Here is a 13575-nt window from a genome sequence, read left to right as displayed (position 1 = left end):
ATGAATATAAAAGCTGTTTTCGTAGGTATTAATAAGTATCAGGATGAGAAGATATCTGAATTAAATGGTGCAACACGTGATGCAACTGCTCTTTGGGCATTATTTACAGATAGTTTAAGCGGACTATCTGCAAGATTGTTAACTGATCAAAATGCGACTTATTCGAAAGTTCAACAAGCCATTATTGGTACATTAGAAACAGCAACTAATGAAGATATTATAATTTTATCTTTTGCTGGGCACGGCTCTCCTGACGGAAGTCTTGTAATGTATGATACATTAGTTAGTAATTTGGCAGGAACAACCATACCAATGGTGACCATTGCAGAAGCATTTAAGAAAACACAAGCGAAAGTGGTTCTTTTCATTCTTGATTGTTGTTTTAGCGGCCATGCTCCTGCACGTGTTCTTGAAATCAATGCCCGATCAAGAAACCCATTCGTGTTTTCTGATATTTATGGAGAGGGCCGCATTTTATTATCTGCTTGTGCTGCTGATGAAGTTGCGTGGGAACAGCCTGGTACGAGTCATGGTTTACTAACGTTTGCCGTTATCCAAGCTTTACAAGGCGAAGCTGGTAGAACTATACAATTTCCAGATATAGGAGGTGAAATTATCAGGCATGCAAGAATTGAAGGCGAAAAGATTGGTGTAACTCAAACTCCAGTTTTTCTAGGTAGTATTCAAGGGGGTCTGACTTTTCCAACATTGCAGCGTGGTGAGAACTTTATTGCTGCTTTCCCTGGAATGCCAGAACAGAAAATTGAAGGTCGATTTGAAGAACTAGAATCATGTGGGATTGAGCCTGATATCATCTCTGAATGGTCAAAAAAATATCCCAATGGCTTAAATTCATTACAACTTAAAGCTGTAAACGACCATGGTATCTTGAAAGGTAATTCTTTACTAGTCGTTGCTCCTACCAGCTCAGGAAAAACAATGATAGGAGAATTGGCAGCAATTCAGTCGGTTCAAAAATCTAGGAAAGCTGCTTTTCTATTGCCTTATCGCGCATTGGTAAATGAAAAATTCGAACAATTTACAGAGTTATATGGTCCATCCGGTATCAGAATAGTAAGATGCAGCGGAGACTCATCTGATGGAATTGCACCGGCATTAGCGGGTAGATATGATATAGGTTTTTTTACCTATGAAACATTCCTGAATATGGCCCTCAATTCTCAAAAGCTCTTAAGTCAGCTCGGGACAATAATCGTAGACGAAGGGCAGTTTATTACTGACCCTAATCGTGGCATGACAGTTGAATTAATATATTCCTTGTTACTTAGGTCAAGACAAAGCAGCATTAATCCTCAACTGTTAGTTTTATCAGCTGTTATTGGCAATTTGAATGGCTTTGACCGTTGGCTAAACCTACCGACATTAATCTCACATGAACGTCCAGTCCCTTTAGTAGAAGGAGTATTAGATAGACGTGGAACTTTTCAATATTTAGATTCAGATGGTACAACCAAACAAGAAGTGTTTTTAGAATCAAATAAAATTGTTCAAAGAAAAGAGAAAGCAAGTTCTCAAGACGTAATTGTACCTTTGGTAAAAAAATTAATTTCAAATTCTGAAAAAATAATTGTATTTAGAAATATGAGAGGGCCTGCCCAAGGGTGCGCCAAATACTTATCCCAAGAGTTAAACCTTCCTCCGGCGAATCAAGTGTTAGATGAATTGCCAAATCATGACCTTACTAATACTTCCTCTGATTTACGTGAAGCTTTAAAAGGTGGGACAGCATTTCATAATACAAATCTGCTTCGCCTCGAAAGAGAAGCTGTTGAAAAGGGGTTTAGAAATCCACAAGGTGGTATCCATGCATTGGCAGCTACTACAACCTTAGCAGCTGGAATTAATACACCAGCGTCAACAGTGATTTTAGCAGAAAACGAATTCATGGGGGATGATGGACGATCTTTTACTGTAGCCGAATATAAAAATATGGCGGGACGAGCAGGGAGATTAGGTTACAATGAAATTGGAAAAGCAATTATTTTAGCAGATACTCCTATTGAGAGAGCCCAACTCTTTCAGAAATATGTGATGGGAGTTCCAGAAGATATTAATTCCTCCTTTAATATAAATGATTTGTCAACATGGGTATTACGGTTACTTTCTCATTTAAAAGGGGTACGCCGTTCTGATATTCCCAGCTTATTAATAAATACATTCGGAGGTTATTCCGCATCTCTTAGAAATCCGGAATGGATTAAGTTGATTGAAAGTTCCATCAAACAATTAATTAGCCGGATGTTAAATTCTAACCTTGCTAATCTTGAAGGAGAAGTGTTGCACTTAACTTTATTAGGACGTGCGTGTGCGACTTCGTCTTTGAGTTTTGATTCGTCGCTTCGACTTGTGGAATTAATGGGCCAATTAAATATTGATACGATTTTACCAAAACATATAATTGCTATTTTACAAGTGCTATCAGAGTCGGACGCAATATATACACCAATAATGAAAAGAGGTCGCTCAGAAAGTGTAAGATTGAGTGACTTTGCCACTCGTTATGGCACAAATATGCTCTCTTTAATTCAGCGATATGTGCCGGATGAATTCTGTGTTTGGCAGCGTTGTAAACGTGCTTCAATCATTTGGGATTGGATAGAAGGTATGCCCGTTGATGTTATAGAAAGTCAATACACAACTAATATATTTCAAGGAGCAATTTCATACGGGGATATTAATAAAATTACAGAAGGTGTCAGATTTCATTTGAGATCAGCACATCAGATATTAGCTGCATTATTTCCAGATCGGTCTGATTTTCTAATAGCTCTTGATGAATTACTGATAAGAATAGAGTATGGATTACCATCATCGGCTCTGGGTTTGTTAAAGCTACCAATTCAATTAACACGAGGTCAATACATTGCCCTTTATAAAACTGGCCACTTAATAGTTGAAGATGTTTTAAATCTATCACAGGAACAGCTTCAAGAAATAATAGGTTTATCAAGTGTTGAACAATATAGGCAGAGATGAAAATTCACGTAGTAATTAATATGTTATACTGTCCAATTTATAAAAGTTACTTTCAGAAAGTATTTCTGAAGCAATTCCTTACTTCCTCAATATTAATTTCATTAAAATTTACAAATTAAGAATTATAGCCTGCAATCTCTATAATTGAAAAAGCGTTTGCAATTATTACATTTTGTGATAAATCGGCTGATAACTAGTCAACATTCAAATTAATTAAAGTGTTTTATTATTTCTTTAACAGAATAGATATCACAAGTACTTACTATCAAAAATCTTAATTCGAGCTGGGTTCGCAACCTGTCCACTAAGGGCAGCCACTCTTCTGAATTAGGTACATTTATGAATAATTCAAAGGGTTTTCTTAAGGTATAACAAAGACTTGACCCTTTCAAACTCAGGTTCGCAAAGATCAAATTCAGGATTTTGCGCTTCTCAGATATTTCAGCGGCCATGAAAAATTCATACGATCTGGTCAGCAAAGTAAGCAGCGATATCAGCGAATCCTTAAAGCCATCATCTCCGAATCGGTGTGAAGCGATTTGATTTTCAAGTTCAATCTGCTGTCCCCGCAATTTAGCTTTCTTTCCCTCAAAGTCTCCTTTTTCAATTGTTCCATCCAGAAGTAAGTCCATGAGTGTATCAAGACGGTTCTGAACTTTCTGGTATTCGTTTTGGAGTTCTTTTACCTGATAGCTTAAAAATTCCTGCTCTGTCTTATTGATGTCATACATATACTGTTGTACCCGGTCCAATATCAGTTCAGGAATTTGTATGTTCTTTAGGACAGCCTGCACTTGGGTCAAAATCAGGTCTTCACGTACCCACATAATCTTTTGAGGATTTACGGGTGAATAGCAACGCAGGTAAGTCCACTCAGCAATTTTTCCGCTAACGTAGGTTTTTTTCTTTGTATCGGCCGTAACCATTCGGCCAGATGTAGCACAGGTAAGTATCCCCCGAAATACAAATTCTTTTCCTGCCCATTCAAATCGTTTTTTATTCCACCCCTTCAAAATTGCCCGGCATTGATCAAAAAGATTCTTTTGAACGATTGGGGGATAACGATGGTCATATAATTGCCCTTTTACCATCATTTGTCCGTAATAAAACGGATTTGTCAGGATTTGATGAATCTGAGACCTTGTAATATCAGTTCTATTATTCCCACGATTTTTTGCACCCCAGATAATCGCCTGTGTCCTGATTTCCTCTAAGGTAAAACAGCCTTGTGCATAGGTTTTGAATATTTTCTCAACCAAAGGAGCACGGTCAGGGTCAAGGATCACATCGCCTCTACCACGACTATCTTTCACATTCAGATATCCGAATGGGGCGAGTGAAATCCATTCACCTTGTCGTATTTTGTGATCAATGGAGCGTTTAACATTATCACGTAGGCTATCTACATAGGATTGAGCCATGATAACACCCATAGACCACATAAATCTTTCCTGACTTACAGAATCCTTATGAATGATATAATTTTCAGTATTAAAGTGGAGTTCAATTCTCCCCTCTTGAATGAGTGCATCTAGCAGAGGATACTCCTTAAAAGACCTTTGCACCCTATCAACTTTGTCTGCCACTATAGCAATGGTCTCCCGATAGCTTTTGACAAACTTTATCATATCCATGAATTTAGTTCTGGAACCTACAGTTGAAGACTCTACTATTTCAAAAGTCTTTTCAACTTTTAATCCGTGCCTCAAGCAATACGTTTCCAAGCGATATTTTTGTGCTTCAATGGAATAGCCGTCTTCCTGTTCTCTATCGGATACACGAGTTAAAATAACCGCTTTGGTCGTTTTTTTCTGAGCATCTTTTGAAGAGGTAAATCTATAACTCATGATAGCTATATTACTCCTTTTTTTTACTTATTTCAAGGAGTATTTGAAAGAAATTTACAAGATTTCGAGCCGCTTCATGGGCTTCTTTCTGTGAAATTTTACCTTCATATAGCTCTATAATTCCTTCTACGACACCCATGTATGAATCTGGTTCTGGCTTCTGTTTTGGAGAGAAGATGTTTTCTTCCATTAATCCTGCTGTCTGTAATAGATTGTAAGACTATTGCTGCATTTTGAATCAGTTTCGATTTCAAAATAGGCAGATATTTCATTTAATCGGATTTTCAGGATTCATCAAAAAACGAATAAGTTTTAATGATAATATATCAAAGTCTGTAATGAATATGCGAGTATGCGAAATTGAAAGTGCACCATAGTCAGGCATGAATTACATTACACAACCATTCACAATCTTTGTTTGTGATTAATCAACTGCCAATTCAATTGCATTGAGTATTAGAATCCGATACCCAATAAATCCGACGAAAAACATTTTTGTTTTTCTGATTTCGGGTCAAAAGGGAAATCAATGCCATATCGTAAAAATGCTTCCAACTGCTTTATACAATTTGCTTCTGATGTAACCCGAATAAAACTTGATGTAGAGTTATTTCAAAAACTCAAAACTTATTTACCCAATCAAATTTATTTGAATATTAATTGCGCAGCAATATATCTTTGCTTCTCTACAAAGACGTTAGCTTCATGGCGTTCTAACAATCGGCATCAACTTCCTTTTCTCAAGAAAGGGAAAGATATTCATTATTTACTGTCCGATTTGAACCTCTTTATCGAGAAATATGCGTCGCAATCTTTAACTGGTTCACAAGAATACAAGTCATTACTTGATCGCAAAAGTGCCGCTAAACAAATCAATTCTACAGCAGGGACATTGGCGGTTTGGGTTACACAAAAGAACCCTGACCTCACCTTTATCAAAATAGGGAGAGCTGTCCGTTATCGACCTTATGATTTGTACATATTTAATTTAGAGCGATTGCGCACTAAAAAACTCTGCTGAATTTCAGTTCAAAGCAATCAAATTCAATTATCTGTCTCACGGAGAACGCAATGGGAAAGCCAAATGCGAATGTCAGCTCTATGCTGAAAATAAACCTGAATAATTACGACTATCACCAGCAAGAGGTCTTGCATTCTTTAAAAGAGCCCCATTCAAAAATATTGGATTTACCTGTAATAAAATATTATCAAAGTACAGATTTTTCTCTTATTAAATCAAAGAAACCAATTGATAGTGCAGGATTGATAGAATTTTTGGGTTCTTTGGGAATTTCATTGAAAATTGCCAAACACTACTTTTTTGAAGTCAGTGTCTATAACAAGAAGACCCATGAAAAACTCAAAACATTAGGCATACCCAATGAGGATGAAGGTTTTGAATTGATAAACCCATTTTTGAAAGGGACTATCGGCGCACAGACTATCTCTTTTATTCGAGGCACAAAACCCAATACTGAAAGCATTCATATATTTAAGGATAGCTTAGATTTCTTGTCTTTTCTTAGCAAAATCGGAGGTAAGAAAATTGTAGCAGATGCTATCATTCTGCATGCAAATGCCTGCATAGATCAAATCAAAATCTATATTCAAAATTACGGGTATAAGCAATTATATACATGGATGAATAATGATGAAGTTGGTAAGGAAGCGCAGGACCAAATCCTAACCCTCCTATCTTCAGAAAAAGAACTCAAAATTAAAGCCATGAGCAATTTATATAAGCCTTTCAAGACACTACACAATTGGTATCAAGCTCATGACAAACAATAAGGAATACTTGATGAACCATACACAAATAAAATCTTTATTCCGAGCCTCTGAAATTCAAATCAGGTATAAAAACAAAGTCCCTTATGCAGAAAGGGTTCAAATCCGGCAACCCAAAGATGCTTATCAAACGATCATACATTCATGGGATGAAAATAAAATTGAACTCGTAGAACAGTTCAAAATACTTCTGCTTGATCGAGGCAATAATTGTCTGGGATTTTCAGAAATTTCGTCAGGTGGTGTTACCGGGAGTGTTGCCGATCCAAAAATAATATTTTCAACATTATTATTAGCAAAAGCAAGTGCAGCTATCTTATTTCACAATCACCCAAGTGGCAATTTAGTGCCAAGTGAAGCTGATATAGAAATAACTAAAAAAATATGGCAGGGAGGGAAGATATTGGATATTACAATTCTAGATCATCAAATCGTTTCATCAAATGGATACTTTTCATTTGTTGAAAATGGAATCATGCCCGGTCATAAGCCTACGCCTTAAAAGGCAAGGGGGACAAATCTGTCCCCGATGAACCCAAAACAACTTTTGCTGTGACTAAAAAAGGTCAGCAATTTCTTTGATTCAGGCCAGAAATGCAAATTTTCTGAATATCCCTTCTTTAATCACATTTTGGTATTGATGCCTCAGTGCACAAACATGGGTGGTGGTCTGTTGCTGTCAGCCTGGCTAACATGGTGCTGATAACGCTTATCCCTCTTTTTTACGTTGGCAAAAAGGCTCTTCGACTCTCACCCAAAAATAGACACAAGCATCAATTTTTGGTCGTTCGGGGAGCTATTACCACCATGTTTGCCTTTTTTGCTGCCATCGTCCACCACCCATGAAAGAGACTTGATGATGAGCATTCCACTTTTCCCGGAAATGTTTCAAGTAGCAGAAATTGAAATCAACTATCGTAATCCTGTTCCACATCAAGACAGAATAAAAATTAATATGCCTTCAATGGCTTATCAGGTTTTTATCTGTACATGGGACAAAAGCAAAATCGAACTAGTAGAGCAATCTAAAATACTTTTGCTTAATCGGGCTAATTACTGTCTGGGAATTGCCAACCTTTCGATAGGAACGCTCACTTCTTGTCCACTTGATACCAGAATGATTTTTTCAATCGCTCTAAAAGCAAATGCTACTGCTTTTGTTCTGGCTCATAATCATCCTTCTGGTGATTACATGCCGAGTGAAGACGACACAAAAGCAACAAAAAATATCGTCAAAGCAGGAAATCTATTCGGTATAGCTATAATGGATCACATCATTCTGACTTCACATGGTTATTTCTCATTCGCAGAAAATAAAATTCTACCGAAATGAAATTGAAGGCAAACAGCTTTCAATACTCTTATTCCCTTCCAATAAGTGAGGTTTCATATGAGTCAATCTAAAGATATTTATACACGTATTACCAATAAAATCCTGTCAGACCTCGAAAAAGGTGAATTATCGTGGCGAAAGCCTTGGAACAGCAACCATCTGACAAGCCATGTCCAAAGGCCCTTAAGAGCCAATAATATTCCCTATACTGGCATTAATACAATTGTCCTGTGGTCTGTTGCCGCCGAAAGAGGCTATCAATTACCTCATTGGATGACATTTAATCAGGCTGTTCAGTACAAAGCATCTATCCGTAAAGGAGAAAAAGGTAGTCAGGTTATTTATGCAGACCAGATTATCAAAGAGGAAGAAAGCAGTGACGGTGAAAAACAATTTGTTCAGATGGCTTTCCTTAAACCTTATACAGTCTTCAATGCCTGTCAGATTGAAGGACTGCCTCAACAATTCTACGAAACACCCGAACAAATACCTGTGAATTCTCCTCAAAAAATTGCAGAATTAGAAACATTTTTTACTCAAACAAAAGCTGATATTCGAGAAGGGTATAAAGCCGCTTATTATATTGGTGATGACTATGTAGATATGCCGCCTATTGAGAGTTTTGATACTACACAAGACTATTATAGTGTTTTAGCACATGAAGTGACTCATTGGACAAGGCATCCAACCCGACTTAATCGTGATTTTGGTCGTAAAGTCTGGGGTGATGAAGGATATGCCAAAGAAGAACTGGTAGCAGAGTTAGGGGCCTGTTTTCTGGCAGCTGATCTTGGTTTTGAACCGATGCCAGAAGAGAAACATGCCGCTTATATGCAATCATGGTTACAAGCGTTACAAGACGATAAGAAGCTTATTGTCTTTGCCGCTTCTTATGCCCAGAAAGCTACTGAATACCTTCATAGTCTACAAGGTCCTCTTTTAAGTTAAAGCATTGGATACATCTGTTTTAAAAGTTTCATGCAGTTGATTATCTAAAAATCATGTCTTTGTTAATGAGTGATTGAAGTTGTCAGCTTGGCTCAAACGCTGTGATAACGCTTATCCCTCATTTTTACTTTGTAAAAATGCTCTCGGAGCGGATGCTCTACGACTCATGAAAAAAATAGATGACGAGTATCGATTTTTTGTCATTCGGGGAGCTATCCTTGCTTATTGTGCCTTTTTGCTGCCATCATCAACTACAAACAAAGGAGATTTGCTGATGACAAACACTACCGAAACTACAGAAAAAAGATTACCCACACATCTCATTTACATTACTAGTCCAAAAGCTGGAAGTAATGAGTCAAGTTGGCTTAAAGTCGGAGCTGCTTGGAAGCATAAAGAAAACGATGGTTTTACGCTTTCCATTGAGCATCCTCTGAGTCCAAATGGTCAGTATGTCATGCTGAAAAACGATGTAAAATCTGACTAAAAACATAAAGGCTAGGCAGATTCTTCTGCCTAGCCTTTATTCATTTCTTCGACAATAATTTCAGTTACAGCACTATCACCCTCACTAGCGTAGCGTTCATCAATCTGATAAACAATTCGAGGTATTTGTCTCGAAATCGCCATGAAAAGCGAGTATAACCCATAACCTGAAAGAGTTATCACTCTTGATGGTAAATCTATTATGATTTTATTTTTCACATCGCTAATCCTGAATTTTCTATAAACGATATAAGAATAAGGAAAGGCATCCATATTTCCATCCTTAAAAACCAGAGTTAATTCTCGAATGGAACCATCAGTTGAATAATTTGATGGTTCTTCATTGGAAGGAGGTTGCTTCAATTCAGTCGGATCACTTTCCTTCATCTGGTCGAAGCGTAATTTATATCCTTGGCTCATAGTGTCTATCTTTACGAGGAGATGGTTTGTCTACATCTTTCGTTCTGGCTTTATTTACAGGTATTGGAGCATCTATATCAATTGTTCTACGGATATGATGCTGAACAACCGTCATATCTGGACTTTGTTTATGAACCAATTCAATGGCTGATTGTCTGTCACCCATTTGCGATGCGTATTCCATCAACTGATCTTTATCATCTGTATAAATCCTGACTCTTTCACGGCCCCGAGACACGGATACATAAACTTGTTTTGAATCAGTTGCCGGAAACGTTGAGGCAGGTTGAGCAATCAAAACCTCATCAACAGTTTTTCCCTGAGATGCATGTGATGTAATACAATAGGCATGGGTCAGGTGCCCAAAATCTTTATTAACTTCAACTTCAGTATCGCAGTTGACATTCTTCAATTTAAATGTTCCATTATTGTTGACTTTTAGCACTTTGTACATTTGCCTGTTTTCAAGTCGATTCTTTCGATTATCAAAAGACGTTTTTGTAATGCGAATGATATCATTTTTTGCTACATGAATTATACTTTTCTCATACAAATCAAAGTCTTTGCTATTATGCATTGGTAACTGAATTGTTTGATTATCCTTATTTACAATATCAATTCCTCTTTCCGAGCTCTTTTTGACAGTCCACAAACTGCCTCTGGTGACATTTTTGAGGTTTTGATTAAATCCTATTACCTGACCTTCTTTAAAATTTCGCCAATCTCCTTTTTGAGCTTCGGTCAGGTTCATACTTTGCAAGCGTGATACTTCCAGTTCTTTCTTTCCCAACATGCCGGAAGATTTCAGCTTTTCCCGAATAGCCATAGTAACATCATCACTTTGTTGGTGGGTAGGAGAAATCACTAATACTGATTTTTTGCTATTGAGAGTTTCGATATAATCTTTAACAAGCGTTTCATAAGGTTTCAACGGGTTAATCGTTTTGATAGCTCCCATATCATCCAGTTTTTCAAAAGCACCTGATACATTACCAACTGATAAATCTTCCACGGCTCGTTTATATTTCTCATTCTGTTGACGATATATTTTACTGACCTCTGCGGTTTTAATATTACCAACTGTATTGAGGATTCGCTGAGCATCTCCTCTATCAACGCTTGAATGTTGTCTTGTATCACCAATTAAGATGAGGCGTGCATTCTGGTTATTTGCCAATTCCAGCAAAGAGGCCATATCTTTTGTACCTAGTGTTCCGGCTTCATCAACAATCAAGACCTGCCCGAGCAAATTTGTTTGCATCTTCTTATCTGTTAGAAGTTTCGTTACTGTGTCTGCTTGCTGAAAACCTTCTTCCCGCAACACACCTCTAGATGCGTCAGCAGAAGCTGCAACTATAGTCACGTTTTTACTTTTCTGTTCGATCAAAGGCACAAGTTCTTTTAAGATTGTCGTCTTACCTGTACCTGCTTTCCCACTCACAATAGAAACACGATCAGTGGTACTTAATACATGCTCTATAGCATTTTTGGCTTGTCCAGTTGCTTTAATTTTTGGTAGTTCCATATACAAAGGCCATAGTTTGCCTTTTCCCTGCTGAGCCAGCCTGACCATCCGCTGTTCTTCCGACAACACTTGGCGTGTTGTTGTCATGATTTTGCCTTTTTCCTTGATGTGGATCAGGCTATCTTCCTGTTTGAATTGTTCGGTAATATTATCCACAGAGACATTGGCATGGCCTATCCCAAAACGATAGGCCGCCGCCAACAACCGCCTATCCTGACAAACAGAAGCCCTTTCAAAGCTATGTTTCAGCGCATAGTCGACACATAGTTCCTGTGTAATTTGCTTTTTATCCTTTTTAGGAGCAAACCGAACGATTAAATCTTCGCTTTTGCCTTCCTTGGCTTCCAGTTCATGGATTTGCTTTTTCCAACTCACTCTCAGCTCATCCATAGAAAGACCTTTTTGTTTTTTGCTACGTGTCCTGGCCCCTAACTGATCAAGTTGTTTTACGTTAGTAATACCTTTCTCTTTAGCCACCCGACCTATTTCATCGGTTCGCTTAGAAAACAATTCATTGGCCTTTTGAGGGACACCAACGATTTCAAAGGAGTTCTTTGTCAATTGGATGCCATATCCCAGTTCGTCCAGACTGTCTGAAAATCGTTTCTGAAAACGTGCCTGATAATAAGGCATATCTCTTTTGATATCTCCGAACTGCCCTGCCTTGAACCGCTTTTCATAGTCATCCCATGTAGCATTAAAGACAAAACAATGTGCATGGAGGTGAGGGTCCGGTAGATAGTTATCAACAGGGCGAGCCGTCTGGTGTGTGAATGCAGCCCAGACAAGCTCTCCTGTTTCTCTATCCTTATCCTGGCCGTAGAGACGCACTCGGGTTTTCATGTCCTTCTCTATGTCCTCCATAGTCTCTCTAACGCTCTTTTCAAAAGCCTTCAGAAGATGATCATCTTTTGAGAGAGCATTTAAAATTGAAACTGACTTAGGACAATGGAAGTTAATGTCATAGCCAACTCTTCGTTCATCATTGGTGCGCAGGGTTAATGACTTCCCAGTCTTAGGATTTATATTATCACAAAGGTCATTGAATATGTCTTGTGTAACGATACCGCTTATCCCTAAACGTTCAGCTAATCGACCATCAAACCTTCCTTGTAATTCCTGATCGTTTACGTAGTAGTCACTCTTTTGGAGAGCATGCTTGAAATAATCTTTGGCTTGTTCTCCAGAGCTGCTTAATATCATTCGTATCATGACAATAAGGTTTATACCCAAACATTTCCTGCTTGGAAAAATTGATTATTAATTAAACTGGGTATAATGATTGGACTGGAAGACCCCGTTTGGGCTGTACGGCAAAACTTCACCTTATTATAAACTCGAAATATCAGACATCTCCCCTTGCACAGCCAAGGTACTTATTTGACCTCGACAAAGTCTACATCTTCAATGTCATCTGCCAGTGTTCTGCGATCGTTCGAGTTGGAGGGTTTTTTCGCATAATATTTTACTCCTTTGGTGTCTCTTGGATTTTTATCAAGTACAAAAGCACTTTCCAATTCCTCAGAAAACAGAATTCCATCAATTCTATCCATGATAAAATGATCTCCCTGATAATAGGCAAGCTGATAATTATACCAATACAAAATACTACTCACAAGTATTAAATATCCTACAGGTTGTTTGAACAGAATAAGTAATAGAGCAATAATAAAAAACAACAAAGGTTCGAGCCATGTCTCTATTTCTCTCAAATTGAATGCACGACCATTCCATCTAAAATTTTCAAAAAAAGGATGAATTTTGCCTGGGTCAACACTAGAACGGCCAAAGTCAAAAACTGATGGCAAACGTTTAATTTCTTTTTGGCGTTTAATACACTGGTACAAAAACGCAACTAAGAATAAATACCAAGTTGCGTTACGCCAAAGAAAATTTCCCAAGTCAAACTCATAGTAGCTTCCCGGTTGATACATTAAGATATTCATTACTTCTGAATTAGTGCTAGTAGTTCCGAAACCTAATAGTAAAGGTAAATTCTCTATTTCAAGCCGATAACCATAAGGTATATACGCTAAGAAAGAGAACATCATCATTGCATTGCCAAAGGAGAAATAACGCTCCCCTAAATCCCTCCTAATAAACACTTCGAGTAGTGTACGAGGAAAAGAAAGAATGCGAAGTGCTGTACCCATAACAGCATCGTCTATTGCCTGTGTACTCTTGCAAACAGTGCGAAAATAAATGTTTTGTTTGTTCATTTTAATAAAAGT

Annotated in this window: 12 protein-coding genes; 7 read left to right on the top strand and 5 right to left on the bottom strand. The window is 37.7% G+C overall.

Annotated features, from left to right (window positions below):
* The gene (locus ACYVFA_RS16440) at nt 1-2997 is read left to right on the top strand and encodes a DEAD/DEAH box helicase (protein ID WP_460472936.1); all 2997 of its coding nucleotides are present in this window, start codon (nt 1-3) and stop codon (nt 2995-2997) included.
* Between the two features lie 209 nt (nt 2998-3206).
* Here the strand turns inward: ACYVFA_RS16440 and ACYVFA_RS16435 are convergent, their stop codons facing one another.
* Entirely contained in the window at nt 3207-4844 is a 1638-nt protein-coding gene (locus ACYVFA_RS16435) for a recombinase family protein (RefSeq protein WP_460472935.1), read from the bottom strand.
* 10 nt (nt 4845-4854) lie between these two features.
* The gene (locus tag ACYVFA_RS16430) at nt 4855-5034 is read right to left on the bottom strand and encodes a hypothetical protein (protein WP_460472934.1); all 180 of its coding nucleotides are present in this window, start codon (nt 5032-5034) and stop codon (nt 4855-4857) included.
* 339 nt (nt 5035-5373) lie between these two features.
* On the opposite strand from ACYVFA_RS16430, the gene ACYVFA_RS16425 reads away from it, so the two are divergent.
* The 6 genes from ACYVFA_RS16425 (at nt 5374) to ACYVFA_RS16400 (ending at nt 9400) form a co-directional block, all read left to right on the top strand.
* Nucleotides 5374-5865, top strand: coding sequence for a hypothetical protein (locus ACYVFA_RS16425; protein ID WP_460472933.1), 492 nt, complete (start codon nt 5374-5376; stop codon nt 5863-5865).
* A gap of 50 nt (nt 5866-5915) precedes the next feature.
* Nucleotides 5916-6635 carry a hypothetical protein gene (locus ACYVFA_RS16420; protein WP_460472932.1) on the top strand — a complete coding sequence of 240 codons (720 nt, stop codon included), beginning with the start codon at nt 5916-5918 and terminating at the stop codon, nt 6633-6635.
* The gene (locus tag ACYVFA_RS16415) at nt 6622-7134 is read left to right on the top strand and encodes a JAB domain-containing protein (RefSeq protein WP_460472931.1); all 513 of its coding nucleotides are present in this window, start codon (nt 6622-6624) and stop codon (nt 7132-7134) included. Before ACYVFA_RS16420 ends, ACYVFA_RS16415 begins: the two co-directional genes overlap by 14 nt.
* Before the next feature lie 225 nt (nt 7135-7359).
* Nucleotides 7360-7965 carry a JAB domain-containing protein gene (locus tag ACYVFA_RS16410; RefSeq protein ID WP_460472930.1) on the top strand — a complete coding sequence of 202 codons (606 nt, stop codon included), beginning with the start codon at nt 7360-7362 and terminating at the stop codon, nt 7963-7965.
* Nucleotides 7966-8022: 57 nt separating this feature from the next.
* Complete coding sequence (locus ACYVFA_RS16405) at nt 8023-8913, top strand: ArdC family protein (protein WP_460472929.1); 891 nt, start codon at nt 8023-8025, stop codon at nt 8911-8913.
* A gap of 166 nt (nt 8914-9079) precedes the next feature.
* On the top strand, nt 9080-9400 hold the full coding sequence (locus ACYVFA_RS16400) for a hypothetical protein (protein ID WP_460472928.1): 321 nt from the start codon (nt 9080-9082) through the stop codon (nt 9398-9400).
* 29 nt (nt 9401-9429) lie between these two features.
* Here the strand turns inward: ACYVFA_RS16400 and ACYVFA_RS16395 are convergent, their stop codons facing one another.
* From ACYVFA_RS16395 to ACYVFA_RS16385, 3 genes are all read right to left on the bottom strand, one after another.
* Nucleotides 9430-9819, bottom strand: a complete 390-nt coding sequence (locus tag ACYVFA_RS16395) for a hypothetical protein (protein WP_460472927.1) — start codon at nt 9817-9819, stop codon at nt 9430-9432.
* Nucleotides 9803-12556: a MobF family relaxase gene (gene mobF, locus ACYVFA_RS16390; RefSeq protein WP_460472926.1), complete on the bottom strand. Its 2754-nt coding sequence runs from the start codon at nt 12554-12556 to the stop codon at nt 9803-9805. Before mobF ends, ACYVFA_RS16395 begins: the two co-directional genes overlap by 17 nt.
* Before the next feature lie 164 nt (nt 12557-12720).
* Entirely contained in the window at nt 12721-13563 is an 843-nt protein-coding gene (locus ACYVFA_RS16385; protein WP_460472925.1) for a hypothetical protein, read from the bottom strand.
* Nucleotides 13564-13575: the final 12 nt, after the last annotated feature.

The organism is Emticicia fontis, assembly GCF_054779675.1.
The sequence above is the reverse complement of the archived record's forward strand: the minus strand, read 5'-3'. Positions and strand labels throughout refer to the sequence as shown.

Excerpts from the sequence above, each read along its gene's own strand:
- ACYVFA_RS16440 (WP_460472936.1), top strand. The coding sequence starts at position 1 with ATGAATATAAAAGCTGTTTTCGTAGGTATTAATAAGTATCAGGATGAG.
- ACYVFA_RS16435 (WP_460472935.1), bottom strand. The coding sequence starts at position 4,844 with ATGAGTTATAGATTTACCTCTTCAAAAGATGCTCAGAAAAAAACGACC.
- ACYVFA_RS16430 (WP_460472934.1), bottom strand. The coding sequence starts at position 5,034 with ATGGAAGAAAACATCTTCTCTCCAAAACAGAAGCCAGAACCAGATTCA.
- ACYVFA_RS16425 (WP_460472933.1), top strand. The coding sequence starts at position 5,374 with ATGCCATATCGTAAAAATGCTTCCAACTGCTTTATACAATTTGCTTCT.
- ACYVFA_RS16420 (WP_460472932.1), top strand. The coding sequence starts at position 5,916 with ATGGGAAAGCCAAATGCGAATGTCAGCTCTATGCTGAAAATAAACCTG.
- ACYVFA_RS16415 (WP_460472931.1), top strand. The coding sequence starts at position 6,622 with ATGACAAACAATAAGGAATACTTGATGAACCATACACAAATAAAATCT.
- ACYVFA_RS16405 (WP_460472929.1), top strand. The coding sequence starts at position 8,023 with ATGAGTCAATCTAAAGATATTTATACACGTATTACCAATAAAATCCTG.
- ACYVFA_RS16400 (WP_460472928.1), top strand. The coding sequence starts at position 9,080 with ATGAAAAAAATAGATGACGAGTATCGATTTTTTGTCATTCGGGGAGCT.
- ACYVFA_RS16395 (WP_460472927.1), bottom strand. The coding sequence starts at position 9,819 with ATGAGCCAAGGATATAAATTACGCTTCGACCAGATGAAGGAAAGTGAT.
- mobF (WP_460472926.1), bottom strand. The coding sequence starts at position 12,556 with ATGATACGAATGATATTAAGCAGCTCTGGAGAACAAGCCAAAGATTAT.
- ACYVFA_RS16385 (WP_460472925.1), bottom strand. The coding sequence starts at position 13,563 with ATGAACAAACAAAACATTTATTTTCGCACTGTTTGCAAGAGTACACAG.